This is a genomic window from Clostridium putrefaciens, assembly GCF_900461105.1.
Classification (GTDB): Bacteria; Bacillota; Clostridia; order Clostridiales; family Clostridiaceae; genus Clostridium_L; species Clostridium_L putrefaciens.
Window position 1 is genome coordinate 1,373,569 of record NZ_UFWZ01000001.1, and the last position, 25,308, is coordinate 1,398,876.

A 25,308-nucleotide genomic window follows, 5' to 3' on the forward strand; every position below is an offset into this window, starting at 1 on the left:
AATTTATTTAGTTACATCCTTGCTTAAAAGATCTCTAATTTGTGTAAGTAAAACTTCTTCATTTGTTGGAAGTTCTTCTTTAATTTCTTCTTGAACCTCTTCTTTTCTCTTGAATTTATTAATTAATCTAATTACTAGGAAAATAGAAAAGGCTATAATAAGGAAGTCAAAAATATTTTGAATAAATTGACCATAATTAAGTGTCAATATTTTTGTAGGATCAGTAGATTGGCGTAAAACAACCTTTAGATCTGTAAAGTTAACACCACCTATAACAAGTCCTAGTATAGGCATTATTATATCGCCTACTAATGAATTAACTATTTTACCAAAGGCAGCACCAATAACTACACCTATAGCAAGGTCAGTTACGTTACCTTTCATAGCAAACTCTTTAAACTCTTTTAACATGAAATCACCTCTTATTAAATTTTTGTTAATAGAATTATAACATTTAAACAGGGTTCTATCAATAATTATTATTTGTAAGTTAAATTAACACTTTTAAAAAAGGGTCATAGAATAGAAAAATTATAAAAACTTATAGATTGTTAAATTGCAAAGACAAATATCTTCTTGAAAGTTTGGTTAAATAACTATATAATGATAGATGTAAAATTAAATAATAAGATTATGGTACTTTTAATAAGTTTAATAGGGAAAGTGTAAAACACTACAGCCCCCGCTACTGTATACGAAGACGAATCCGAGCCACTGGCAATGAAGCTGGGAAGGTTGGAAGAGAATGAAACGTAAGTCAGGAGACCTGCCTTAATCTTTAGCTAATCCTTCGGAGGGAAGGAAGTGGCGTTTGTAATTTATTGATTTTCATGTAGAAGTTATAAACTCACAGTTCCTGTGAGTTTTTTTGCGTTGATTTGTTATAAAGTAACATATTTTCAAATAGACATTCGGAGATGATTTTAATGATTCAAATGATAGGCATAAAAGGTTGTTGTCCTATTGAAATAAGGGAAAAGCTTTCTATAATGGTATACAAGGAAAAAGATGCTTTAGAAAATATGATGAAAGTATCAAAAGAGGCTGTAATAATAAACACTTGTAATAGAACGGAAATATATTTAAATTCAAACAATGAAGATGAAATTGAAATAGAGAGTATTTTTAATTTATTAGAGTGGGATGAAAGATATATAGAACATGTTTTTAAGATTAATGGATACAATTCTGTTAAACATTTAATGGAGGTCTGTAGTGGCTTTCATTCTAAAATCCTTGGAGAGGATCAAATATTAGGCCAAGTAAAAAGGTCTTACAGGGTATCTCTAGAATGTAATACTATTAGAAACTCTCTTCAAAGATTATTTCAAACGGCTATAGCCTGTGGAAAAAGGTTTAGAAGTGAGGCTAAGTTATATAAGATACCTGTATCATCAGCGTCTATAGTAGCAAAAGAAATAATTAAAGAAAATAAAAAGCATATAATGTTAATAGGATTTGGTGAGGTAGGAAAACGTATCTATAAATATATAAATAACTTTGAGTTTTCTAAGCTACTTATCGTTGTAAGAGAACCAAATAAAGTATATTTAAATGATCCTAGGGTTAAAGTTATATCCTATAGTGAAAAGAATGAATTCATAAAAGATATAGATATAATAGTAAGTTGTACTTCAGCACCTCATATAGTTATATATAAGGATGAAGTTAAGGACATCCCAATTACTATATTTGATTTATCTATACCAAGAGATGTAGATCCTAAAATAGAAGCATTAGATTATATTAAACTTTATAATATTGATGATATAAGCAAAATGGATAAGTATAATAAGGATAAAAGAAAAACCCAAATGGAAGATTGTAGATATATAATAGAAGATCATATTAAAGAATATATGAACTGGGAAAGGCTAAGGGGATTAGCTCCGCTTTTTAAAGAAATATCCAGTTCAAGTGATAATATATATAAAGAAAGACTTAAAAGCTATAATAGAAAAAAGTATACAAAAGATAATGAGGAATTAGTAGAGGTACTACTAAAGAGTACTTCAGATTACTACTTACATAGAGCTATGGAGATATTGAAAGAAGAAAAGTTAAAGGGAAGTGAGCGTCAGTGTCAGGCGATAATAGAAAAGATTTTTCTTCTAAAGAACTAAGTTATAATTTAACAAACTTAAAATGTGAGTTAAATCCTTCTCTTGAAATGCTAGACTTTTCATTTATATCATTAATTTCAAAGAAGATTCGTGTACTTATAGTTGGTGGCGGGGAAGCAGGGTATATTAAAACTAAATCTTTTATATCTAAAGGTTGTAATGTATGGGTATTAGCCACAAGTTTTGATGAAAGATTTGATGAGTTTAATGAAAATGGCATAAATATTATAAAAGATACATATAAAGAAAGCTATATATTAGATAAACATTTAATTGTTATAGCTATTCAGGAATGTGATATTACAAAAATGATACAAAATCAATGCGAAAATTTAAGTAAGCTATATGTTACTTGTCATAATTTTAGAGAGGGAAATTTTGTTGTGCCTATGCAACTAAGTTCAAAGGAAGTTACCTTTGCATTGAATGTGAAAAAGGGAAACCCTAGTATATCGAGATACATAGCAGGTTCAATAGTAAAGTCCTTAAATGATGTGGATGAGTTTGTGAACTTTGCGAATTATATAAGGGAAATAGTTAAGAGTGAAACTTTTAAAAAGGAAATATTAAAATTTATCTCAACTGAAGAGTTTAAGTTTTATTTTGATAAAGGCTATTCAAACCAAGTATTATTAATGTTTTATCCAAGGTTAATTAATTTATTAGGAGTGGAATTGATTGAATATGAAAATTGCTACAAGGAAAAGTGATTTAGCTCAAGCTCAAACAGAAATAATAATGGAGCTCATTTACAAAGCGGCTAATATAAAAAGTGAAAAGTTATTAATAGAAACTAAAGGAGATAAAAATCTTGATGTTAGTTTAGATAAAATCGGTGGTAAGGGTGTATTTGTAAAAGATATAGAAATTGCATTGATAGAGGGACGGGCAGATGCTGCTGTTCACAGTATGAAGGATGTGCCATTTGCATTAGAACACTGTTTTGAAATAGCTGCAATACCAGAGAGAGAAGACGTAAGGGATGCTTATATCTCTCGCAATGGGGAAAGCTTTTTTTCGGGAAAGAAGCCTTTGAAGATAGGCACTAGTAGCATAAGAAGAGCGGCTCAACTTAGGATATTAAATCCTAATTTAGATATTGTACCTATAAGAGGGAATGTGCAGACAAGACTTAAAAAGATGGAAGAGGAAAAGTTAGATGGAATAATATTAGCAGCAGCAGGACTTAAAAGATTAAATATGGAAAATATAATAACTGATTATTTTGATCCCTTTGAGTTTGTACCAGCTATAGGTCAGGGTGCCTTAGGTATTGAAATTTTAAAGGAATCACAAAGCGCTCATATATTTAGAAATCTTAACTCAGATGATGATAAAATTTGTGTGGATGCAGAAAGAGAATTCATGAAAACTCTTAATGGAAACTGTCATAGTTGTATAGGAGCTTATGCATATTTAGAAGGACAAATAATGTATATTGTAGGACTTTATGATGTAGGCGGAAAAATAGTAAAAAAAGATATTGCAGGAAATAAAGAAGATTATTTAAAACTTGGAATACATTTGGGAGAAAAAATTATTAAAGCATAGAAAAGAGGGGATATCATGGAATATGGAAAAGTTTTTCTTATTGGAACAGGGCCTGGAGATGAGGATTTACTTACTATAAAGGCTGTTAATACTTTGAAAAGTTGTACGGCAGTATTATATGACAGACTTATTGGAGGTAATATTTTAAAGTATCTAAATGAAGATTGTGAGATATATTATTGCGGAAAAGAACCAGGAAGTCACTATAAGACTCAAGAAGAAATAAATGAAATGCTTATAAGGCTTTCTAAAAAGGGACATATTGTAGGTAGGGTTAAAGGTGGAGATCCATATGTTTTTGGTAGAGGCGGTGAAGAAGCTTTAGCTTTAATAGATGAAGATATAAGCTTTGAAGTAGTACCTGGAATAACTTCTGCTATTGCTGTACCTAGTTATGCGGGTATACCAGTAACTCATAGAGGTATAAGTCAAAGTTTTCATGTATTTACAGCTATGGCTAAAGAAAAGCTAAATATCGATTGGAATACAGTATCGAAGCTTAAAGGAACGATAATATTTTTAATGGGGCTTAATAAATTAGAGATAATAATGGAGAACTTGCAAAAGGAAGGTATGAAAAAGGATACTCCTTGCGCAGTTATTATGAGAGGTACAACCTCAAAGCAAAAGTCTGTTATAGGGGACTTTAGTAATATTTTAGAACGAGTAACAGAAGCTAAATTGGTATCACCTTGCATTATAATGGTAGGTTCTGTAGTAGAGCTTAGTAGTAAATTAAACTGGAAAGAAAAGAAACCTCTTTTCGGTAGAAATATATGCATTACTAGAACAAAAGAGCAGTCTAAGTCTATAGGGAAAAAGTTAAAAGATTTAGGCGCAGATATAACTGAGATAAATTCTATAAAGATAAAAGAAGATATATATAGTTTAGATAAATATAAAGAAAAATTAACAAAGTATGATTATGTGGTATTTACAAGTGTAAATGCAGTAAACTTATTTTTTAAGTATCTAAAGGAAAAGGTTATAGATATAAGAAATATAAATGGAAGGTTTGCATGTATTGGTAATGGAACTTATAAGGCTTTGTTAGAGAACCATGTGGTATCTGATATAATAGCAGATCAATTTGTTGCAGAGGATTTATTTAGAAAGTTATCAAAGACAATTAAAAAAGGGGATAATATACTTATACCTTGCTCTTTAAAATCTAGAGATTATATCACAGATAGTTTAAAGGGGCTTGGAGCAAATGTAGATAGAGTAAACATATATGATGCAATTCTTGGAGATAATAAGAATGTAAATTCTTTTGAAGATGTAGATACAGTTATTTTTACAAGTCCTTCTACATTTAACAATATGGTAACTTTAGTTGGGCTTAATAACATAAGCAAAAAACACATAATAGCAATTGGTCCTATTACAGAAAAGTCGATATTAGATAAGGGATTAGCGTGTGTAAGCTGCGATGAATATTCAGAAGATGGAATAATAAATAAGCTTTTAGAATTATATGACAATAAGTAATAGAATGGAGATATTTAAATGATTAAAAGAAATAGAAGATTAAGAGAGAGAAAAGAAATAAGGGATTTAGTAAGAGAGACTACACTATCTGTTAAAGATTTAATTTTTCCTGTATTTGTAGTAGAAGGTGAAAATATAAAAGAAGAAATAACTTCTATTCCAGGCACATTTCATTATTCAATAGATAAGTTAGAAGAGTTATTAGAAGACATAAAAGAATCATCTATAAGAGGTATTATACTTTTTGGGCTTCCAGATCACAAAGATAGTTGTGCTTCTTCTGCTTATGACGATAATGGAATAGTTCAAAGAGCCATTAGAAAAGTTAAAGAACTTAATAAAGACTTATGGGTTATAGCAGATGTATGCATGTGTCAATATACAGACCATGGTCATTGTGGAATTATAGAAGGAACTAAAATAGTAAATGATAAGTCGGTAGAAATTATAGCGAAAATTTCTTTATCTTATGCAAGAGCTGGAGTGGATATGATTGCACCTTCTGATATGATGGATGGAAGGGTTAAGGCTATAAGAGAGACTTTAGATAAAGAGGATTATAACTTTGTATCTATAATGAGTTATAGTGCTAAATATTCATCAGCTTTTTATGGTCCTTTTAGAGAAGCTGCTAACTCATCGCCGCAATTTGGAGATAGAAAGTCCTATCAAATGGATCCTGGAAACGTAAAGGAAGCTATGAGAGAAATTGAAGGAGATATTGAAGAGGGTGCTGATATAATAATGGTTAAACCCGCTCTATCATACCTAGATGTTATAAGACTTGCAAAGGATAGGTTTGATTATCCTATAGCAGCTTACTCAGTAAGTGGGGAATATGCACTTATAAAGGCAGCTGCTGAAAAGGGGCTAGTTAATGAAAGGGCTATTGCTTTAGAAATGCTATTATCTATAAAAAGGGCTGGAGCGGATATGATAATAACATATTATGCACTTGAAGCAGCTAAATGGATAAAGGAGGATCTTTAAAATGAATAAAAATGATGCGATTTTTGAGGAATCTAAAATATATATGCCAGGAGGGGTTAACAGTCCTGTTAGGGCATTTAAAGATTTAGATATAAATCCACCTGTAATAAAAAGGGGTAGTGGTACTTATGTATATGATGAAGAGGGAAAGGAATATGTAGATTTTGTAGGAGCATGGGGACCTATGATACTAGGCCACTGCGATGAAGATGTAGTAAAGGCTATACAAGATACTGCAAAGGAGGCTATAGCTTTTGGAGCACCTACAAACCTTGAATTAAAACTAGCAAGACATATGTGTAAAACTTTAGAAAATGTGGATATGGTAAGAATGGTTAACTCCGGTACAGAGGCTACTATGAGTGCTATAAAACTTGCTAGGGGATATACAGGTAGAGATAAAATAATCAAATTTGCAGGATGTTATCATGGACATTTTGATGGATTCTTAGTAAGTGCAGGTTCAGGAGTTATGACAGAAGGTATACCAGGGTCACTTGGCGTACCACAAGATAGTATAAAAAATACCCTTATTGCAAATTACAATGACATAGGAAGTATAAAGTCTATATTTAATACCTGTGGCAAAGAGATAGCTGCGATTATAATTGAGCCTGTAGCTGGTAATATGGGAGTAATACCCTCAAATAAAGAATTCTTAAAAGAGCTTAGCGTGTTATGTAAAGAGAATGGGACCCTTTTGGTGTTTGATGAAGTTATGAGTGGATTTAGAGTAGCTTACAGGGGAGCGCAAAGCCTTTATGGAGTAAAGCCAGACTTAATTACCTTCGCGAAAATAATGGGTGGTGGATTACCATCAGGTGCTTATGGTGGAAGAGCTGACATTATGGAAAAGTTATCTCCTTTAGGAGCTGTATATCAAGCAGGTACTATGTCTGGAAACCCTTTAGTTATGGCAGCAGGATACGCTACCTTAACTAAGTTATATAATAATCAAGAATATTATTCTAAGATGGAAGAGTTAGGATGCTTATTAGAAAATGGGGTAAAACAAGTAGCTAAAGAGAAAAGTATAAATGTAATAATAAATAGATGTGGCGCTATGTCTACTATATTCTTTAGTGATTTAGATAAGATAGAAAATTATGACGATGCAAAGCTAAGTAATACTAAATTATATGCTTCATATTTTAAGCATATGCTTACAAAGGGTATTAACTTACCACCTTCACAATTTGAAGCATTATTCTTAAATGTAAAGATGGAACAATGTCATATAGAAAGGTTTTTAGAGGCTTTAAGAAGCTGGGAGCCTATATATAAATAATATATTATAAAAACTTACAAGTGAAAAATAAATAATGAATTTTAGAGGTGAAGTTATGAAAAAGGCAATTCTTTTGGTATCATTTGGAACGACTTATTATGATACTAGAAAGGTTACTATAGATGCTATAGAAGAAAAGGTAAAGATAGCTTATAAAGATTACGAAGTTAGAATAGCTTTTACAGCTCATATTATAATAAACATTTTAAAGAAAAGAGACGGCATAATAGAGCTTACACCAGAAGAAGCTTTAGAAAAGTTATATAAAGATGGTTATGAGGATATAATAGTTCAACCACTTCATATAATACCCGGTGCTGAATTTGATTATATAAAAGATGTAGTAGACCAGTATAGGGTTAAAAATTATTTCAATAGTATTAAAGTAGGAAGACCTATGCTTTATTTTAAAGGTCATGAAGAAGAAATACCAGATGATTATAGCATTTTAATAAAGGCTATGGATAAACTTTTGAATTCTTATGAAAACTTGGTCCTTATGGGACATGGCACAAGTCATTACTCTAATGCAGCATATACTTGTTTTCAACAAGTGTTAAAAGATAAAGGGTACAAGAGGGTTTTAGTAGCTAATGTAGAAGGATATCCGACGTTAGAAGATATTATTCCAAAACTAAAGGCTAAGAACATGAATAAGTTAACTTTAGCACCTTTAATGGTTGTAGCAGGGGATCATGCAAAGAATGATATGGCAAGTGATGAAGATGATTCCTGGAAAAGCATATTAGAATCAGAAGGATTTGAAGTAGAGCTGCATATGCACGGACTAGGTGAAATACCTGAGTTTCAAGATGTTTATGTAGAGCACATAAAGGATGTTATAGATAAAAGATATGATAATTTAGGTAAGACTTCAAAAGGAAAAAATTTGTTTAGGTAGGAGAAGATAATATGTCAAAAATAATGGTTCAAGGTACTGCATCCTCAGTAGGAAAGAGTATTTTGGTAACAGCTCTTTGTAGAATATTAAAAGAAGATGGATATAAAATTTGTCCTTTTAAATCACAGAATATGTCTTTAAATTCCTATATAACCTTAGATGGAAAGGAAATGGGGCGTGCTCAAGTACTTCAAGCTTATGCTGCAGGACTTGAACCAGAGGCATATATGAATCCTATATTGCTTAAACCTACTACGGATAAAAGGTGCCAGGTTATAGTAAAGGGAAAAGTTTATGGAAATACATCAGCTATGGAGTATCATGAATTAAAGCCTATATTTAAAGATATGCTGAAAGAAGATTTTATGAAACTTGAAAGTGAATATGATGCAATGGTTATGGAAGGGGCTGGAAGCCCTGCTGAAATAAACTTAAGAGATAGAGATATAGTAAACATGGGTATGGCAGAACTTGTGGACGCACCAGTTATTTTAGTAGGTGATATTGATAAAGGCGGTGTTTTTGCGTCTCTTGCAGGAACTATGATGTTATTAAAAGAAGACGAAAGATCCAGGGTTAAAGGATTTGTTATAAATAAGTTTAGAGGCGATGTTGACATATTAAAGCCAGGCATAGATATGATTGAAGATATAATAAAAATACCTTGCCTTGGAGTTGTACCTCACTTTACATTAAAACTTGAGGATGAGGATAGTGCCATCACCTTTAATAATAAAGCTACTAACGATATAGATATAGTAGTAATAAGACTTCCTCACATATCCAATTTCACAGATTTTGATGCATTTAGCTGTGAAGAGGACGTATCCATAAGATTTGTAAGAGATAAGAAGGATTTTGGGAGTCCAGACCTTGTTATAATACCAGGGAGCAAAAATACTATAGAAGACTTGCTTTTTTTAAGGGATACAGGGCTTGAAGATGTAATAAAAGATTATAGTAATGACAATATGATAATAGGCATATGTGGTGGTTATCAAATGCTTGGAAACACTATAAAAGATCCTTATTGCATAGAAACTAATGAAAAAGAAGTTAAGGCTTTAGGGCTTTTAGATATAGAAACTATATTTGAAAGAGAAAAAACTATGACTAGGGTAGAAGGGTCTTTAATTAATATTTCAAGAAGTAAAAACAGCATATATGGCTATGAAATACACCTTGGGAAAACTATAAAATCTCCGCAAATTAAATCCATAATAAAGATAAATAAAGTTAATGATAAAGAAGAGTCTAGTTATGATGGAGGAGTTAACCTAAAGGGAAACATAATGGGTACTTATATACATGGTATATTTGATGCTCCAACCTTTAGACAACATATATTAAACCCTATAAGGAAAAAGAAGTTATTAGAAGAAAGAGAATCTCCAAGCTATGAAAGCCTTCGTGAAAAAGAATTAGATAAGTTGGCTAAAATAGTAAGAGAAAGTTTAGATATGGATAAAGTATACAAAATAATAAATCTTAAATAGCGGAGGTAAAAAGTTGATTTTAATAGATTTAGCTTTGGCTATAATAGTAGATTGGATAATAGGTGACCCATATTCATTTCCTCATCCAACCATATATATGGGGAAGGTTATAAAATTTTTAGAAAACAAAGGGAGAAAAGTAATTAAGGATGAAAAGAAATTAAAAGGTTATGGATTATTTATAGTAATTGTATTATGCCTTTTAAGCTTTGGAATTCCATATGTTATTCTAAGATTAATAAGTAATTACAAGATAATATATCATATAGTTAATATATTTTTCCTTTGGACAACAATAGCTGCTAGGTGCCTTCATAAAGAAGGTAAAAAGATACATGATGATTTAATAAAGAATGATATTGAAGCTTCAAGACTTCACCTATCTTATATAGTAGGAAGAAATACAGAATGTTTAAGTAAAAAAGAAATTATAAGGGCAGATATAGAGACAGTAGCAGAAAATACTGCTGATGGAGTTATTGCACCACTATTTTATGCAGTTCTTGGTGGAGTTCCTTTAGCTATGTTATATAAGGCTATAAATACAATGGATTCTATGCTTGGATATATGGATGATCGATATAGATATATAGGATACTTTCCAGCAAAGATTGATGATGTATTTAACTATATACCCGCAAGAATTACAGGAGTGCTAATGTGTCTTGTATCTCCATTAGTTAAGGGAAATATTAAACATTCATTTAAGATAATGATAAGAGATAGAAAAAATCATAAGAGCCCTAATTGTGCTTATCCTGAAGGTGCTGTGGCTGGAGCATTAAATATTAAATTAGGTGGAACTAACAATTACTTTGGTAAGATGGTAGAAAAGCCCACCATTGGAGATGGGAAAATGGAACTTGAATCAGTACATATAATAGATACCATTAAAATCATGTATTTTAGTGAAGTGATTTTTTATCTTCTTTATTTAATAATTTATGGATCCTACATTAAGTTTAATTTTTAATTTTAATTAATGTAAGATAATTATAAAATATGAAGGGGATATACTATTAAGTTAAAAAAAATGTGTTAAGAATTCATTAGTTTTTTAAGCAGTAGGAGAGGATAAATTTGAAAATAGATGAACCTGTAGCAAAGCACGGTGGAGATATATATACAGAAGGGTTATTTAAAAATAAAAATCTTTTAGATTTTAGCTCTAATGTAAATCCTTTAGGAGTTCCAAAGTCGTTTATAAAAAATATGGATAAGGCCATAAACGCAATTGAAAGATATCCTGATATACATTACAGGGAATCAAAAAAGGCCATAAAAGAATATTTAAAAGGTTTAGTAGAAGAGGAAGAAATAATACTTGGTAATGGGGCAGCTGAAATAATACAGCTAGCCGTTAGCAATTTTGAAAAGATTCTAATAGTAGTACCCTCTTTTATAGAATACGAAGAATGTGCAAAGAAGGTTTTTTCTAAAATAGGATATTCTTACTTAGATAGTAATATGGAGTTAGATTATAAAGATATTAAAAGTAATGTATTGGATTATAATGCCTTAATACTTGGAAACCCTAATAATCCTAATGGAGGGTTAATAGATAAAAGAAGCTTTTATGAAATATTAGATATTTGTGAGAAAAACTCAATAACAGTTATTGTTGATGAGGCATTTATTGAATTTGCAGGGGATGAATCCTTAAGTCTTGTAGAAGATATTAAAAGTTATAACTGTCTATTTATAATAAGAGCTTTAACTAAGTTTTTTGCACTACCTGGCCTAAGAGTAGGATATGGAGTAAGTAAGAATAAAAAGTTAATAGATACCTTAAAAAACAAACAAATTCCGTGGAATATAAATTGTTTTGGAGAACTGGCTATTTTAGAAGTATTAAAAGATGAAGATTATATTAAAGATAGCTTAAATTGGGTAGAGTCTTCTAGAGAAATACTTGTAAGATCACTAAAGGACATAGAGTTCATAGAGGTTATTTATAAATCTTCAGGAAACTTTTTATTGTGTAGATTAAAGGGTATAACAGGAAAAAGGCTTTACGAATACTGTTTAAAAAAAGATATACTAATAAGAGTTTGTGATAATTATAAGGGTATTGACGAATATAATGTAAGATTTGCAGTAAAGGATAGGTATAAAAACTCTATTTTAGTAAAAGCGTTAAAGGTTATAGAAAAAGAGTTAAAAGTTATAGAAAAAGAGGTGTAAGAATATGAAAAGTATAATATTCTCATCTAATAAAAGTGGTGGAGGTAAGACTACAGTAACATTAGGTATAATTAATAGTCTTATAAGAAAAGGATATAAGGTTCAGCCATATAAGGTAGGACCAGACTATATAGATACAGCCTTTCATAGTTATATAACTGGAAATAAATCTAGAAATTTAGATTTATTTTTAACAGGTGAAGATGCGGTAAAACAAATATATGATGAAAATTCTAAAGAAAAGGACTTAGGAATAATAGAAGGAGTCATGGGGTTATATGACGGTAAAGGAATAGAAAATATATATTCTACAGCTCATGTAGCAAAAACCTTAAATTTACCCGTGATTCTTATAATATCTTCTAGTGGTCAAAGTATTACTCTTTGTGCAGAAATAAATGGTATAAAGAATTTTGATGATGTAAATATAGCAGGCGTAATACTTAATAATATAACCGAAAGTTATTATAAAATATTAAAGCTTGCCATAGAAAAACATTGTAATTTAAAAGTATTTGGATATATACCAAAGGATGAAAATATTAACCTTGATAGTAGACATTTAGGACTTGTTCAAAGTAGCGAAATACATGATCTTAAAGAAAAGATAGATTATATAAGTGATCTTGCTTATAAGCATATAGATATGGAATCTTTACTAGAAAGTTTTAAGGAAGTAACTTTAAGCTACGAACCAATAAGAGATATAAAATATAGGAATATTAATGTATCTATAGCTAGAGATAAGGCATTTTCCTTTTATTATGAAGAAAACATTGAAATATTAAAAAAGGCTTCAAATGTTAAGTTTTTTAGTCCTCTTAATGATGAATGTATACCAAAGGATACAGATTTTTTATATATAGGTGGTGGATATCCAGAAATATTTAAAGAAGAATTAAGTAAAAATGAGTCTATGAGGATTAGTATAAATAACGCACTAAAATCAGGAACATTTTGTTATGCTGAATGTGGAGGTCTTATGTATCTTTGTGATTCTATAGAAGGCAGTGACATGGTTGGTTTCTTTAAAGGTGATGCAGTTATGAATAAAAGGCTTCAAAATTTTGGGTATGCAACCCTTAAGGTTACTGAAGGTACTAAATTATTACCAAAAGGATTTACAATGAATTGCCATGAGTTTCACAAGTCTTCTGTAAACTTAGAGGAAGAAAAGATTTATGAATTAAAAAAGATTCTTTACAATGGTAATACAAAGATATGGAATTGTGGATATTATAAAAATAATACATTAGGATCTTATGCTCATTTACACTTTTATAATAATATGGGTTTTATAGAAGGTTTGTTAAAAGGTGTAAAGATTGAGGAAAATATATAATGAAAATTATTAAAAGTTTAATATAGTAAAGGTAGACTTTTAAAAAAGGACTTACTAAAGATATGGAGGAAGTGATTAAATGGATTATATAAAGGTACCAATGGATATAGAAAAAAAGAGTTTTGAGATAATAGGTAGTGAAATGGGAGAAAGTAGCTTTTCAAAGGAAGAACTATTAATAGTAAAAAGAGTTATACATACTACAGCGGATTTTGAATATAAAGATTTAATATATATAAGAGAAGGTTCTATAGATAAGGCAAAAGAATTATTAAAAAAGGGCATAACAATATATACTGACACTAATATGGCATTATCGGGAATTAACAAAAAGGCTTTAGAACAATTAGGGTGTAAGGTAATATGTTATGTAAATAAAGAGGAAACCTTTAAGTTAGCTAAGGAAAAAGGAATAACAAGATCTATGGCTGCAGTAGAAACAGCTTTAGAAGAGGGCGTAGAGTTCTTTGTTTTTGGAAACGCACCTACAGCTCTATTTAAACTTAAGGAACTTACAGAAGGTGGAATCGGAAAAGCTGCATTTATTATAGGAGCACCTGTAGGATTCGTAGGGGCTAGTGAATCAAAGGAAGAAATAGAAAAGATGAATTTACCTATGATAACTATAAGAGGTAGAAAAGGTGGAAGCGGTGTGGCTGCATCTATAGTAAATGCACTCTTATATATGATAACTAAAAGATAAAGTTATTTTATCTAATATAGATGCGGTATAAAATGAGATATTTAAAGAGGTGAAAAGATTGCTTGACCTATATGTTAATTTTAATGGAAAGAGTCTAAGATGTGGATATACAACAGGTTCCTGCGCTGCAGCTGCAGCTAAGGCTGCAACTGTAATGTTATTTAACCATAAAGATAATATTTCTATTATACATATTGATACACCAAGAGCTATGAAGCTTAATATACCAATTGAAAAGTTTAATAGAGGTGAAAATTATGTAGAATGTTGTGTCTTAAAGGATGGTGGAGATGATCCTGATGCCACAAATGGAATGGAAATTTGGGCTAGGGCTACTTTAAAAGACAGTGGATACATTTTAAAGGCTGGAAAAGGTATTGGTGTGGTTACGGAAATAGGTTTACCTATAGAAAAAGGTGGCTTTGCTATAAATCCTATACCAAGAACTATGATAGAAAAAGAAGTTAAAGCTGTAATTCCAAGTGGTTATGGTGTTGAGATAACCATATTTGTGCCAAGGGGAGAAGAAGTAGCACAAAGAACATTTAATCCAAGGCTTGGAATAGTAGGTGGAATATCCATATTAGGTACAACGGGTATAGTAACGCCTATGTCGGAGGATGCTATAAAAGAATCCATAAAGATTGAACTAGAACAAAAAATTAAAAAGGGAAGCAAAGTTTTAGTTTTAGTTTTCGGTAATATAGGAGAAGAACAAGCGCTAAGTGAAGGATATATCCTGGAAGATATAGTTATAATATCGAATTATGTAGGTTTCGCATTAGATATATGCATGGAACACTCTGTGAAAAACGTATTAATAGTGGGTCATATAGGGAAGCTTTCCAAGATATCCGCTGGATGTTTTCAAACTCACAGCAGGGTTTGTGATGTAAGGCTTGAGGTTTTAGCTCTAGAACTTGCACTAATTGGAGCAAATAAAGATTTAGTAAATCTTATATATTCTCAAAAGACCACAGATGGTGCTATTAAGTTAATCCCAGAGGAATATAGTGAAGTTTATTATAACATAGGTAAAAAGATTAAAAATAGAGTAGAAAATTATTGTTATAAAACATTAAAGGCAGAAGTTATAATGTTTTGTGACACAAAAAATAGAAAAGTACTGTGCAAAATCCATGATTAGTGAGGTGAAATAATGGTTTATGTAGTAGGCATTGGACCAGGTCATAAGGATTATATATTACCAAAGGCCATAAAGGTTTTAAATGAAAGTGATATTATAATAGGTTTTAGTAGGGCGTTAGATGGTATAGATGTTTCAAAAGATAAAAAGATTGGTATAAAGTCTTTAAGTGAAGTTTTAGATGTTCTAGAAAAGTATTATGGGAAAACCATATCTATAATTGCCTCAGGAGACCCTTCTTTTTATGGAATAAGTGACTTTATAAATAGAAATTATAAAGGTGAAACTAATATAATTACTGGCATTAGCTCAATTCAATACTTCGCATCAAAAATTAATAAGGCCTTAGATCACGCATACTTAGGAAGTGTTCATGGAAGGGAAGAGGACTTTATACATAAAGTTAAAGAAAATAGTCGTTCTTTTTGGTTAACAGATAGGAATAATACTCCTTCTATTTTATGTAATAAGCTTAATGACAATAATATTAAAGCAAAGGTTTATGTAGGTGAGGATCTTTCCTATGATAATGAAATTATAACTATAGATTATAGTTATAATTTATTAGATAAAGAGTTTTCTTATCTATGTGTAATAATGGTAGAATCATTTTAGGAGGATTTAAATATGGCGTTTATAAAGGATGAAGAATTTTTAAGAGGCGATTGTCCTATGACAAAAGAAGAGATAAGAATATTAAGTATAGCAAAGCTCGATATTAGTGAAGAACATAGGGTTTTAGATGTAGGGGCTGGTACAGGTAGTGTTACTATTCAAGCATCTAAAATGTGTCTAAAAGGGCAAGTTATAGGTATAGAGAAAGATCCAGCAGCTTTAGAGGTTATATATAAGAATATAGATAAATTTAAGGCTTCAAATATAAAAATTATAGAAGGTGAAGCTCTTAAGGTTTTTAATGATATAAAAGGAGAGTTTAATAGAATATTTATAGGTGGTAGTGGAGGAAACGTTGAAGAGATTATAATAAATTATTCATCGTTGCTTAAAGAAGACGGTAAGATGGTTTTAAACTTTATAACTATAGATAATTTATACAAATCAATGAGTACCTTAAAATCTTTAGGTTTTAAGGTGGAATGTAGTCAAATATCCGTAAGTAAGACTAAGGGAAAAGCTTCTATGTTATTTGCAAATAACCCTATTTTCATATTAGAGGCTACAAGATAAAGTATAATTAAGATTTTTAGGAGGAAAGAGTATGGCTAAATTGTATGGGGTTGGAGTAGGACCTGGAGATAAAGAGCTACTTACTATAAAAGCTATGAATATTATTAAAGATGCAAAAGTTATTGTAGTTCCAAGTGCCATGTCTGGTGGTAAGAGCATAGCTCATGAAGTTGCTGAAGATTACATAAATGAAGATGCAGAAGTTTTGGTAAAACATTTCCCTATGGGATCAAATGACCAAGAAGAAAAGATTTATGAGGCATTTAAATCTATTGAAGAAAAACTTATAGAAGGTAAGGACGTAGTTTTCTTAACTATAGGAGACCCTTTTGTATATAGCACTTATATATATTTATTAAAGTATGTAGAAGAAAAGGGGTATGAAACTGAGACAGTACCTGGAATAACATCCTTTTGTGCTTGTGCAAGCATTGCAAAACAACCTTTAGTAATTGGTGATGAACCACTTTTAATATTACCAGCTAATAGATTAGATGCTATAAAAGATGAAAAATATATAGTAATAATGAAAGTTTATAAGATAGAAGAAGATGTTATAAACTTTTTAGAAGAAAAAGGTTATGATTATGTATATATAAAAAGAGCTGGAAGAGAAGGTCAAACTGTTCTTAAAGATAAGGCTGAGATATCAAAACAAAAAGAATATATGTCTTTAATAATTGCAAACAAAATATAATTTAAAAGGAGAAGATAATATGGTTTATTTTATTGGCGCAGGCCCTGGAGATGTGGATCTTATAACTGTAAAGGGAAGAGAAATACTTTCAAAGGCAGATGTAATAATATATGCGGGATCTCTTGTGAATTCCGAGCATTTAAAGTTTTGTAAGGAAGGTTCGAAGGTATATAACTCAGCTTCTATGACCTTACCTGAGGTTATTGAAGTTATTAGAGAGTTTCATGGAGAGGATAAAACAATCGTAAGGCTTCATACAGGGGACCCGGCTATATATGGTGCTATAAAAGAACAGATGGATGAGCTTGAAAAGTATGATATTGAGTATAAAGTTATACCAGGAGTAAGCTCTTTTTCAGCGGCAGCAGCAGCTATAAAAAAAGAATTTACATTACCATCTGTAAGTCAAACTGTTATATTAACAAGGGTTGAGGGAAGGACTCCCGTTCCAGCTAACCAAGACTTAGAAATACTTGCAAGGACTAATGCTTCTATGGCAATATTCCTTTCTATATCTATGATAGATAAGGTAGTAGCTAAACTTAAGAAAGGTTATGGCAGGGGAGATGTACCTATTGCAGTAGTGGAAAGAGCTACGTGGGAAGATGAAAGAATTTTGATTGGAACGTTAGACAATATATCAGAAAAGGTTAAAGAAGCTAAGATAGTTAAATGTGCACAAATTTTAGTTGGTGATTTTATAGATTGTGATTATGAAAAGAGTCTTCTTTATGATGAGAGTTTTTCTCATATGTATAGAAAGGGAAAATAATGAAACTTGCTATAATAACTTTTACATCTAGGGGAAAAGCTATTGTAAATAAGTTGAAAGATCATATATCATTAGATCATTATTATAAAAAAGGTGAAGAAGATTTTGATGTTTATAAATTAACTAAAACATTGATGCAAGATTATGAAGGTATAGTATTTATAGGTGCCATAGGTATTGCAGTAAGGTCAATAGCACCTAATATTACAACTAAGGATAAGGATCCAGCGGTGGTGGTAGTAGATAATGCAGGTAAATATGTAATAAGTGTTTTAAGTGGACACTTAGGTGGAGCTAATGATCTTTGTATAACACTTGCAGAAATATTAAATGCAGAACCTATAATAACTACAGCGACTGATAACTTAGGTAAAGTAGCTCCAGACATCATTGCTAAAAATAACAGCTTACTTATTGATGACTTAGACAAAGCTAAGGCTATATCCTCTCTATTAGTAGAGGATAGGAAGGTATATTTTAAAGATGAAAGATCTTTAATAAATATACCTAAAGGATACACAAAGGATTTATTAGAAAGTCTAGGAGCTGTTATTATAACTAATAAAAACAAAGTAGATTCATATAATAAGCCTTGTTTAAAGCTTATAAGACGGGATATAGTTTTAGGAATTGGATGTAAAAAGGATTATGATCCCAAAGAGATGATGGATAAGGTTTTAGAAAAGTTAGAGTATTATAATATTGATAAAAGAGCAGTAAGATATATATCTACAGTGGAAGTAAAAAAGGATGAACTTGCAATAAATAATTTATGTAAAAAGCTCAAATGTGATATTAAAATATTTCCCTTAGAGGAAATAAAAAAGGTTCAGCATAAATATCCAGGAAGTGATTTTGTAGAAAAGACAATTGGAGTTAGATCTGTGGCGGAACCTGTTTTAGAGCTTGCAGGAGCTATAGCATTTACAAAAAGATTATCCTTAGAGGGCATGACCTTATGCATAGGAGAATTGGAGGGATAGTGTAATGATAGGATTAATTTTAGGTACTTCTGAAGGAAAGAAATTATTATCTTTAATAAATAAGTATACAGAAGACATATTTGTGTCTACGGCTACTGAATATGGTGGAGAATTATTAAAAGAGTATAAATATAAATATATAAACACTAAACCTTTAGATAAAGATCAGCTTGAAGCTATGATGATAAAACATAATATAAAAGTATTAATAGATGCTTCACATCCTTATGCCGAGGTGGTTACAAAAAATGCTATAGAGGTTTGTGAAAAGAGAAATATAACCTACATAAGGTATGAGAGAAAATCTACAATAGATAAATATAAAGATTATCATAAGCTTATATTAGTAGAGGACTACCAAAGGTTAGAAGAAGAACTAAGGTATTTAAACGGAAATGTATTAAATACAACGGGTAGTAGAAATGTAAATAAATTTACCTCGATGAATATACAAAATAGGATAATTCATAGAGTGCTACCTACTATAGAATCTATAGATATTTGTTTAAAGTCAGGCGCTACTGTAGAGAATATAATTGCTATAAAAGGACCCTTAGATAAAGCTTTAAATAAAGCATTTATAGAGGCTTTTGATGCTAAAATTATAGTTATGAAGGATAGCGGAGTTCAAGGTGGAACTATAGAAAAGATAGAAGCTGCCATAGAACTAGATTTATGGGTTGCTGTTATAGGTCGCAAAGACAAACCTAATGCGCTTTGTTTTAATGATGAGGCTAAGCTTTCAGAGTATCTAAGCTCTATTTTATAGGGGTATTTATGAATTATGTAAGCAAATACCCTGGTAGCCTTGGGGAAATATTTCAAGGGAACATGAAAGATAAGGATCTGCTCTTATCTTTTCCTTGCGATATATATACTGAGGTTACCTTAAAAGAGGAAAAGAGAATAGATTTAGATAAAAATAATAATAAATGCTATGAATTTTTAAAAGCTGTCCTTAAAACTTGGGGATATGAGAGGCTTTATAAAGACTTTATAATAAACATTAAATCAGATATACCAAGAGGAAAAGGATTTGCTAGTAGCACTGCAGATATATGTGCCTTATATAATTGTTTATTAAAATGCTTTAACAAAAAGTTTTCAGAAGAAGAACTCATAGTGCTAGCTGTATCTATAGAGCCTACAGATAGTATAATATTTGAAAATGCTACATTGTTTCAATATAAAGATGGTAAGTTTTCTTTAGAACTTGGAAATTATATGGAGTTTTATGTTATGGTATATGAAGGTCAAAGATTAATAAATACTATAGATTTTAATAACACATCAATAGGTGGTTTAGCTAAATTAGATTATTTAGAAAAAGACTTAATGGAAGCTTTTAATGAGAAAAGTATTAGAAAGTTAGCAAAAGTAAGTACAGATAGTATTGTTTTAAATGAAGGAAGACTGCATTACTCCATTTTAAATGATGTTATTAAAATATGTGAATATACTGAAGGCCTTGGTATAATAGGGGCTCATAGTGGTGATGTTTTAGGTATAATATATGAAGATGAACAAAGTCTTAAAAAAGGTTTAGATTTAAATATAAAGGTTAAGGATTATAGATGTTATGGAATAAAGACTTTGAGTTCTATTGATAGATATAGAAAGAAGGTATAAGTATGAAAAAGTTATATGTAATTGGAATGGGTCCAGGAGGCATTGAACATATGTCAATAAAGGCAAGAAAGGCCTTAGAAGAAAGTGAAGTTATTGTAGGTTATGTAAAATACATAGATATGATTAAGTCCTTAATTGAAGGTAAAGAAGTTTATGCAACAGGGATGAAGGGAGAAGAGGAAAGATGTAAGCAAGCTTTAAGTATGGCAGAAAGTAAAACTGTATCTATAGTTAGTACTGGAGATGCTGGAATATATGGTATGGCTGGGCTTATATTAGAGTTATGTAAAGAAGAAGATATGGATAGTGTAGAGGTTATACCGGGTATAACAGCGGCTTCAGCAGCTGCATCTATGGTAGGTGCACCTTTAATGCATGATAATTGCAATATTAGCTTAAGTGATCTTATGACACCATATTCATTAATTAAAAAAAGAGTAGAACTTGCTGCAAGTGCAGACTTTGTAATTTCATTATATAATCCTAAAAGTAAGGGTAGACCAAATTATCTAAGAGAATGTATAGATATAATAAAAACTTTTAGAAAAGGAAGTACACCTGTGGCTATTGTGAAAAATGCTCTTAGAGATGGTGAAAAAAAGGAGATATTCACTTTAGATACTTTTGAAGACACTAATGTAGATATGTTTACTATTGTAATTATAGGAAATAGTGAAAGTTACATAAAAGCAAATAAATTTCTTACACCTAGAGGATATTTGAGTAGGTAGGTAGAATATATATAAGAGATAATTAAAAAGTTAATAAAAGTTTAGGTGCCTTTTTTATTAAAGGTGAAAAGGGAATGTGGTAAAATCCACAGCAGCCCCCGCTACTGTATTTGAGTACGAACCTTACATGCCACTTCTTCAAATGAGGGAAGGGTAAGGGGAGGATGATTCATAAGCCAGGAGACCTGCCTAAATAGACAAATAAGCTTTCGGAGGGAAGGTATTAGTAAAATCAGAGTAATTAATGATTTTGTATACTAATGACGCCCTTAGGGCGTCATTTTTTGTATAAATATAAATTAGCAGGAGGAAAAGAAGTGAAGAAAAAAAGTGTTTTTATTTTATCGTTACTAATGTTTTTGGGAGGTACCTACATGGCAAATGCAATGCATATTGTAGAGGGATTTTTAAGTCCTTTATGGTGTGTAGTTTACTTTGCATTAAGTGCACCATTTTTCATACTAGGGCTCAGGGATATAAAGAGTAAAACAAAAGATAACAAAGATTTAAAGATGTTATTAGCCTTAGTTGCAGCCTACGCATTTGTACTGTCAGCAATGAAGCTACCATCAGTTAGCGGTAGTAGTTCTCATCCTACAGGTACAGGCCTTGGAGCTATATTATTTGGACCTTATGTTATGAGCGTTGTTGGAAGTATAGTATTACTATTCCAAGCAATATTTTTAGCACATGGTGGTATTACAACTTTAGGAGCTAACGTATTTTCTATGGGGATTGTAGGACCTATGATATCTTATATTATTTATAGGGCACTAAAAAATAAGAATAAAAGATTAGCTGTGTTTTTAGCAGCAGCCTTAGGAGATTTGGTTACATATATAGTCACCTCATTACAACTAGGATTAGCCTTTCCAGCTACAGATGGTGGAGTTTTAGCCTCCTTTATAAAATTTATAGGGATATTTGCTATAACACAAGTTCCACTTGCTGTAATAGAAGGAATCTTAACAGTTGGGATATTTGAATTTATTGAAAAACATTCTAACGAAGAATTAATATCATTAGGCGGGGTGAAATAATATGAAAAAGAAAATGATAACCATGATAGTTTTATGTTTCATCATAATAGTAGGAGCACTTGTAATTGGAAGAGACGGTGAGTTTGAAGGGGCAGACTCTATGGCAGAAGAGGCTATAATGGAAATAGATGCTTCTTATGAACCATGGTTTAGCCACATATGGGAGCCACCATCAGGAGAAATAGAAAGCTTTTTATTTGCATTACAAGCAGCTGCAGGTGCTGGATTCATAGGTTACTATATTGGTAGAAAAACTGTATGCTCAAAGAAGTAATACTTCTTTCTAAAGTCAGTCATAAATCAATGGTAAATCCTTTAGAAAAGATAGTTATATCATTAGGTGCTATTATAATTTTAGGGTTTAGCAAAAGTTATTTACCAATAATAATAAACATAGTATTTTTCGGGTTTCTGCATTTTAAAAATAAGCATTATTTTAATATAGTAATGAAGTTTTCATTAGGTACAGCAGCATTTGCCTTAATTTCATCCATAACCTTTTTCTTAGATTATGGGGCCAAAGCTACATTTTTAATAATAGCTAAGTCTTTTTCTGGGGGGCTTTGTGTAGGTTATTTATCACTTACCACACCTATGGATGACATTTTAAATATGCTTCACAAATCTAAATATTTACAAGATTTTTGTGATATAGCTAAGAGTATGGAAAGATTTATATTACTTTTAGAAGATGAACTTATTATAATGACTAGTTCAGTTAAAAGTAGAAATGGATTTGATACCTTTAATCTTAAAATTAGGAATAGCTCTAAAATTGCTGGATTACTTTTTGTGAATACACTTAGAAGGTGGGATAGTATAAAAGATGCTATAAATAGTAGATGTTACAATGGAACTTTAAATTATACCGCAAATTATAATAATATTAATATTAAACATATGTTGTTGATAGGTATATATTTATTTATTATAAGTTTAATTATGATTATTTAACATTAAGAGGCTTAAAAGATATAATGTGTCTTTTAAGCCTCTTATTTTCTATAAAAACTTTATATAATTATTTTTTTCTGATATAATAAACACAATATAATATAAATCTACATCTAGTAGAGAAAACGGAGACTTTTGGTGTTAACCTTAATTTAAGATTGATACTAAAAGTTATTATTTTGAGGAAAAGGTGAATTTATGAATATACTTAAGGGTAAGATAGCAGTAGTAACAGGAGCTTCAAAGGGCATAGGAAGAGCTATAGCGAAAAAACTCGCTATAGAAGGAGCTTTAGTTGTAATAAATTATAAAAGTGATGATGATTCGGCTATGAAGGTAGTAAATGAAATAAAGCATGAAGGTGGATACGCAATAAAATATAAGGCGGATGTATCAAAATATGATAAGGCTAAAGATCTTATAGAATATACTGTTAAAACCTTTGGAAAGATTAATATACTTGTAAACAATGCTGGGATTTCTAAGGTGGGATTATTTACGGAAATGGAGGAAGGTGACTGGGATTCTTTAATTAATACAAACTTAAAGGGAATGTTTAATACTTGCCATACGGCTGTAAAATATATGATAGGTGAAAAGTCCGGTAGTATTATAAACATATCTTCTATATGGGGAAATGTCGGGGCATCTTGTGAAGTTATTTATTCAGCCTCAAAGGGAGGAGTTAACTCTTTTACTAAAGCATTAGCGAAGGAGCTCGCGCCGTCTAATATAAGAACAAATGCTATATCACCAGGAGTTATAAAGACAACAATGAATAGTTGGCTTACCGAAGAAGAAATGGTTACTTTAAAAAACGATATACCAATGGGAAGGTTTGGAGAACAAGAAGATGTGGCTAATTTAGCCTGTTTTTTATGTTCGGATGAATCAAAATATATTACAGGTCAAATAATAACCTTAGATGGAGGTCTTGTCTAAATTTATGTACACAGTGGTAGATATTATAGATAATTTGTCTGAAATAGAAAAAATGTATATAAACTTTTTTCATGAGGTTTCAGATAGTGATAGCAAAATTAGTAGCTTTAAATTAGTAGCAAATGCTTTGGGGAAAACAAAACAAAATCATATGAACTTTTATTATAATCTAAGAAATAAGATGAAAGGTGAAGAGTTTATAGAGGTTGATATGCATGATTATGATAAAATATCTAAATCAATTAGTGAATTTAAATATTCATTTAAATTCTCATTTAAATTTAAATGCAATATAGATGTTATAGAGTTAATTAAGATTTCTTTAAGTATAGAAAAAGATAATATAGCACTACTTTTAATAATAAGAGGAATATTAGTAAAAGATAAAAACTATAAATATAAGAAAATATATGAATGTTTATCTTATATTATTGAGGATAAAAACAAATATATATTACAATTGGAAAAGTTAACAGTTTAGACAAAAAATAAGGAGCCTTGTTTTCATAAGGCTCCTTATCTTTCATATAATATGTTATATATTAAGTTATTTTATTTAAAATATCTATTTAACAATCCTTTAAATGCAGCGCCGTGTCTAGCTTCATCTTTAGCCATTTCATGAACGGTGTCATGTATTGCATCTAGATTAAGTTTTTTTGCAAGTGTTGCTAAGTCTTTTTTACCTTGGCAAGCACCATGTTCTGCATCTACTCTTACTTGAAGATTAGTCTTTGTATCAGCAACAACAACTTCTCCTAATAACTCAGCAAATTTAGCTGCGTGTTCAGCTTCTTCAAAAGCTATTCTTTTATATGCTTCTGCAACTTCAGGGAATCCTTCTCTATCAGCTTGACGACTCATAGCAAGGTACATTCCAACCTCAGTACATTCTCCTGTAAAGTTAGCTCTTAAACCTTCTATTATTTCTTGATCTACATCTTTAGCAATTCCAATTCTATGCTCATCTGCCCAGGACATTTCACCTTCAACTTTTTCTACAAATTTTGAAGCTAGAGCTCCACATTGAGGGCATTTTTCTGGTGCAGTTTCACCTTCGTAAACAAATCCACAAATTGTACAGACAAATTTTTTCATAAAACCATCCTCCTATATTATGTTAGTTGCTATTGTGTCAATATATTGACAATTATTA

General features: G+C 30.7%; 28 protein-coding genes and 2 riboswitches. Of the genes, 26 read left to right on the forward strand and 2 right to left on the reverse strand.

Features of this window, described 5'->3' with window-relative positions; translation table 11 throughout:
* Positions 1-3: 3 nt before the first annotated feature.
* The gene (mscL, locus tag DY168_RS05895; RefSeq protein ID WP_115640922.1) at positions 4-411 is read right to left on the reverse strand and encodes a large-conductance mechanosensitive channel protein MscL; all 408 of its coding nucleotides are present in this window, start codon (positions 409-411) and stop codon (positions 4-6) included.
* 206 nt (positions 412-617) lie between these two features.
* A riboswitch (cobalamin riboswitch) is annotated at positions 618-788 on the forward strand.
* 138 nt (positions 789-926) lie between these two features.
* Here mscL and hemA point away from each other — a divergent pair.
* From hemA to DY168_RS06025, 26 genes are all read left to right on the forward strand, one after another.
* Positions 927-2,123 carry a glutamyl-tRNA reductase gene (gene hemA, locus DY168_RS05900; RefSeq protein ID WP_172556282.1) on the forward strand — a complete coding sequence of 399 codons (1,197 nt, stop codon included), beginning with the start codon at positions 927-929 and terminating at the stop codon, positions 2,121-2,123.
* Complete coding sequence (locus DY168_RS05905; protein ID WP_115640924.1) at positions 2,081-2,833, forward strand: NAD(P)-dependent oxidoreductase; 753 nt, start codon at positions 2,081-2,083, stop codon at positions 2,831-2,833. The genes hemA and DY168_RS05905 overlap by 43 nt, the downstream gene beginning before the upstream one ends.
* Positions 2,802-3,674: a hydroxymethylbilane synthase gene (gene hemC, locus DY168_RS05910; RefSeq protein WP_115640925.1), complete on the forward strand. Its 873-nt coding sequence runs from the start codon at positions 2,802-2,804 to the stop codon at positions 3,672-3,674. Before DY168_RS05905 ends, hemC begins: the two co-directional genes overlap by 32 nt.
* A 15-nt stretch (positions 3,675-3,689) precedes the next feature.
* Positions 3,690-5,165, forward strand: coding sequence for a uroporphyrinogen-III C-methyltransferase (cobA, locus tag DY168_RS05915; RefSeq protein ID WP_115640926.1), 1,476 nt, complete (start codon positions 3,690-3,692; stop codon positions 5,163-5,165).
* Between the two features lie 18 nt (positions 5,166-5,183).
* Entirely contained in the window at positions 5,184-6,155 is a 972-nt protein-coding gene (gene hemB, locus DY168_RS05920; RefSeq protein ID WP_115640927.1) for a porphobilinogen synthase, read from the forward strand.
* A 1-nt stretch (position 6,156) separates the two neighbouring features.
* Positions 6,157-7,443, forward strand: a complete 1,287-nt coding sequence (gene hemL / locus DY168_RS05925) for a glutamate-1-semialdehyde 2,1-aminomutase (protein ID WP_115640928.1) — start codon at positions 6,157-6,159, stop codon at positions 7,441-7,443.
* Between the two features lie 55 nt (positions 7,444-7,498).
* Positions 7,499-8,344, forward strand: a complete 846-nt coding sequence (locus DY168_RS05930) for a sirohydrochlorin cobaltochelatase (protein WP_115640929.1) — start codon at positions 7,499-7,501, stop codon at positions 8,342-8,344.
* 11 nt (positions 8,345-8,355) lie between these two features.
* Positions 8,356-9,840 carry a cobyric acid synthase gene (locus DY168_RS05935; RefSeq protein WP_115640930.1) on the forward strand — a complete coding sequence of 495 codons (1,485 nt, stop codon included), beginning with the start codon at positions 8,356-8,358 and terminating at the stop codon, positions 9,838-9,840.
* Positions 9,841-9,853: 13 nt separating this feature from the next.
* A complete protein-coding gene (cbiB, locus tag DY168_RS05940; protein ID WP_115640931.1) occupies positions 9,854-10,813 on the forward strand; it encodes an adenosylcobinamide-phosphate synthase CbiB in 960 nt (319 codons plus the stop codon).
* A gap of 107 nt (positions 10,814-10,920) precedes the next feature.
* Complete coding sequence (locus DY168_RS05945) at positions 10,921-12,024, forward strand: pyridoxal phosphate-dependent aminotransferase (protein ID WP_242984063.1); 1,104 nt, start codon at positions 10,921-10,923, stop codon at positions 12,022-12,024.
* A gap of 4 nt (positions 12,025-12,028) precedes the next feature.
* Positions 12,029-13,366 (forward strand): cobyrinic acid a,c-diamide synthase CobB, encoded by a 1,338-nt coding sequence (locus tag DY168_RS05950; RefSeq protein ID WP_115640932.1) that lies wholly within the window; start codon positions 12,029-12,031, stop codon positions 13,364-13,366.
* Positions 13,367-13,445: 79 nt separating this feature from the next.
* Entirely contained in the window at positions 13,446-14,069 is a 624-nt protein-coding gene (locus tag DY168_RS05955) for a precorrin-8X methylmutase (RefSeq protein ID WP_115640933.1), read from the forward strand.
* A gap of 58 nt (positions 14,070-14,127) precedes the next feature.
* Positions 14,128-15,216, forward strand: a complete 1,089-nt coding sequence (gene cbiD / locus DY168_RS05960; protein ID WP_115640934.1) for a cobalt-precorrin-5B (C(1))-methyltransferase CbiD — start codon at positions 14,128-14,130, stop codon at positions 15,214-15,216.
* Positions 15,217-15,228: 12 nt separating this feature from the next.
* Positions 15,229-15,831 (forward strand): precorrin-6y C5,15-methyltransferase (decarboxylating) subunit CbiE, encoded by a 603-nt coding sequence (gene cbiE, locus DY168_RS05965; RefSeq protein WP_115640935.1) that lies wholly within the window; start codon positions 15,229-15,231, stop codon positions 15,829-15,831.
* Positions 15,832-15,843: 12 nt separating this feature from the next.
* Complete coding sequence (cbiT, locus tag DY168_RS05970; protein WP_115640936.1) at positions 15,844-16,404, forward strand: precorrin-6Y C5,15-methyltransferase (decarboxylating) subunit CbiT; 561 nt, start codon at positions 15,844-15,846, stop codon at positions 16,402-16,404.
* Positions 16,405-16,435: 31 nt separating this feature from the next.
* Positions 16,436-17,101, forward strand: coding sequence for a cobalt-factor II C(20)-methyltransferase (locus DY168_RS05975; protein ID WP_115640937.1), 666 nt, complete (start codon positions 16,436-16,438; stop codon positions 17,099-17,101).
* 19 nt (positions 17,102-17,120) lie between these two features.
* Positions 17,121-17,873 (forward strand): precorrin-4 C(11)-methyltransferase, encoded by a 753-nt coding sequence (gene cobM / locus DY168_RS05980; RefSeq protein WP_115640938.1) that lies wholly within the window; start codon positions 17,121-17,123, stop codon positions 17,871-17,873.
* A complete protein-coding gene (gene cbiG, locus DY168_RS05985; protein WP_115640939.1) occupies positions 17,873-18,856 on the forward strand; it encodes a cobalt-precorrin 5A hydrolase in 984 nt (327 codons plus the stop codon). The genes cobM and cbiG overlap by 1 nt, the downstream gene beginning before the upstream one ends.
* A 4-nt stretch (positions 18,857-18,860) precedes the next feature.
* Positions 18,861-19,625, forward strand: coding sequence for a cobalt-precorrin-6A reductase (locus DY168_RS05990; protein WP_115640940.1), 765 nt, complete (start codon positions 18,861-18,863; stop codon positions 19,623-19,625).
* An 8-nt stretch (positions 19,626-19,633) separates the two neighbouring features.
* Complete coding sequence (locus DY168_RS05995; RefSeq protein ID WP_115640941.1) at positions 19,634-20,485, forward strand: GHMP family kinase ATP-binding protein; 852 nt, start codon at positions 19,634-19,636, stop codon at positions 20,483-20,485.
* Between the two features lie 2 nt (positions 20,486-20,487).
* A complete protein-coding gene (cobJ, locus tag DY168_RS06000; protein ID WP_115640942.1) occupies positions 20,488-21,216 on the forward strand; it encodes a precorrin-3B C(17)-methyltransferase in 729 nt (242 codons plus the stop codon).
* A 26-nt stretch (positions 21,217-21,242) separates the two neighbouring features.
* A riboswitch (cobalamin riboswitch) is annotated at positions 21,243-21,423 on the forward strand.
* 146 nt (positions 21,424-21,569) lie between these two features.
* The gene (locus DY168_RS06005) at positions 21,570-22,256 is read left to right on the forward strand and encodes an energy-coupling factor ABC transporter permease (RefSeq protein ID WP_423237247.1); all 687 of its coding nucleotides are present in this window, start codon (positions 21,570-21,572) and stop codon (positions 22,254-22,256) included.
* 1 nt (position 22,257) lies between these two features.
* Complete coding sequence (locus tag DY168_RS06010; RefSeq protein ID WP_115640943.1) at positions 22,258-22,530, forward strand: energy-coupling factor ABC transporter substrate-binding protein; 273 nt, start codon at positions 22,258-22,260, stop codon at positions 22,528-22,530.
* Positions 22,515-23,210 carry a CbiQ family ECF transporter T component gene (locus DY168_RS06015; RefSeq protein WP_115640944.1) on the forward strand — a complete coding sequence of 232 codons (696 nt, stop codon included), beginning with the start codon at positions 22,515-22,517 and terminating at the stop codon, positions 23,208-23,210. The genes DY168_RS06010 and DY168_RS06015 overlap by 16 nt, the downstream gene beginning before the upstream one ends.
* 198 nt (positions 23,211-23,408) lie before the next feature.
* A complete protein-coding gene (gene ymfI, locus DY168_RS06020) occupies positions 23,409-24,152 on the forward strand; it encodes an elongation factor P 5-aminopentanone reductase (RefSeq protein ID WP_115640945.1) in 744 nt (247 codons plus the stop codon).
* 4 nt (positions 24,153-24,156) lie between these two features.
* Entirely contained in the window at positions 24,157-24,633 is a 477-nt protein-coding gene (locus DY168_RS06025) for a hypothetical protein (protein WP_147291416.1), read from the forward strand.
* A 71-nt stretch (positions 24,634-24,704) separates the two neighbouring features.
* Here the strand turns inward: DY168_RS06025 and DY168_RS06030 are convergent, their stop codons facing one another.
* Positions 24,705-25,250 carry an NADH peroxidase gene (locus DY168_RS06030; RefSeq protein ID WP_115640947.1) on the reverse strand — a complete coding sequence of 182 codons (546 nt, stop codon included), beginning with the start codon at positions 25,248-25,250 and terminating at the stop codon, positions 24,705-24,707.
* Positions 25,251-25,308: the final 58 nt, after the last annotated feature.

Excerpts from the sequence above, each read along its gene's own strand:
- DY168_RS06030 (WP_115640947.1), bottom strand. The coding sequence starts at position 25,250 with ATGAAAAAATTTGTCTGTACAATTTGTGGATTTGTTTACGAAGGTGAA.
- DY168_RS05935 (WP_115640930.1), top strand. The coding sequence starts at position 8,356 with ATGTCAAAAATAATGGTTCAAGGTACTGCATCCTCAGTAGGAAAGAGT.
- DY168_RS05990 (WP_115640940.1), top strand. The coding sequence starts at position 18,861 with ATGATAGGATTAATTTTAGGTACTTCTGAAGGAAAGAAATTATTATCT.
- DY168_RS06010 (WP_115640943.1), top strand. The coding sequence starts at position 22,258 with ATGAAAAAGAAAATGATAACCATGATAGTTTTATGTTTCATCATAATA.
- DY168_RS06025 (WP_147291416.1), top strand. The coding sequence starts at position 24,157 with ATGTACACAGTGGTAGATATTATAGATAATTTGTCTGAAATAGAAAAA.
- cobJ (WP_115640942.1), top strand. The coding sequence starts at position 20,488 with ATGAAAAAGTTATATGTAATTGGAATGGGTCCAGGAGGCATTGAACAT.
- cobM (WP_115640938.1), top strand. The coding sequence starts at position 17,121 with ATGGTTTATTTTATTGGCGCAGGCCCTGGAGATGTGGATCTTATAACT.
- DY168_RS06005 (WP_423237247.1), top strand. The coding sequence starts at position 21,570 with ATGTTTTTGGGAGGTACCTACATGGCAAATGCAATGCATATTGTAGAG.
- hemA (WP_172556282.1), top strand. The coding sequence starts at position 927 with ATGATTCAAATGATAGGCATAAAAGGTTGTTGTCCTATTGAAATAAGG.
- hemB (WP_115640927.1), top strand. The coding sequence starts at position 5,184 with ATGATTAAAAGAAATAGAAGATTAAGAGAGAGAAAAGAAATAAGGGAT.
- cbiE (WP_115640935.1), top strand. The coding sequence starts at position 15,229 with ATGGTTTATGTAGTAGGCATTGGACCAGGTCATAAGGATTATATATTA.
- mscL (WP_115640922.1), bottom strand. The coding sequence starts at position 411 with ATGTTAAAAGAGTTTAAAGAGTTTGCTATGAAAGGTAACGTAACTGAC.
- ymfI (WP_115640945.1), top strand. The coding sequence starts at position 23,409 with ATGAATATACTTAAGGGTAAGATAGCAGTAGTAACAGGAGCTTCAAAG.
- DY168_RS05950 (WP_115640932.1), top strand. The coding sequence starts at position 12,029 with ATGAAAAGTATAATATTCTCATCTAATAAAAGTGGTGGAGGTAAGACT.
- DY168_RS05995 (WP_115640941.1), top strand. The coding sequence starts at position 19,634 with ATGAATTATGTAAGCAAATACCCTGGTAGCCTTGGGGAAATATTTCAA.
- DY168_RS05955 (WP_115640933.1), top strand. The coding sequence starts at position 13,446 with ATGGATTATATAAAGGTACCAATGGATATAGAAAAAAAGAGTTTTGAG.
- cbiT (WP_115640936.1), top strand. The coding sequence starts at position 15,844 with ATGGCGTTTATAAAGGATGAAGAATTTTTAAGAGGCGATTGTCCTATG.
- DY168_RS06015 (WP_115640944.1), top strand. The coding sequence starts at position 22,515 with ATGCTCAAAGAAGTAATACTTCTTTCTAAAGTCAGTCATAAATCAATG.
- cobA (WP_115640926.1), top strand. The coding sequence starts at position 3,690 with ATGGAATATGGAAAAGTTTTTCTTATTGGAACAGGGCCTGGAGATGAG.
- cbiG (WP_115640939.1), top strand. The coding sequence starts at position 17,873 with ATGAAACTTGCTATAATAACTTTTACATCTAGGGGAAAAGCTATTGTA.
- DY168_RS05975 (WP_115640937.1), top strand. The coding sequence starts at position 16,436 with ATGGCTAAATTGTATGGGGTTGGAGTAGGACCTGGAGATAAAGAGCTA.
- DY168_RS05930 (WP_115640929.1), top strand. The coding sequence starts at position 7,499 with ATGAAAAAGGCAATTCTTTTGGTATCATTTGGAACGACTTATTATGAT.
- hemL (WP_115640928.1), top strand. The coding sequence starts at position 6,157 with ATGAATAAAAATGATGCGATTTTTGAGGAATCTAAAATATATATGCCA.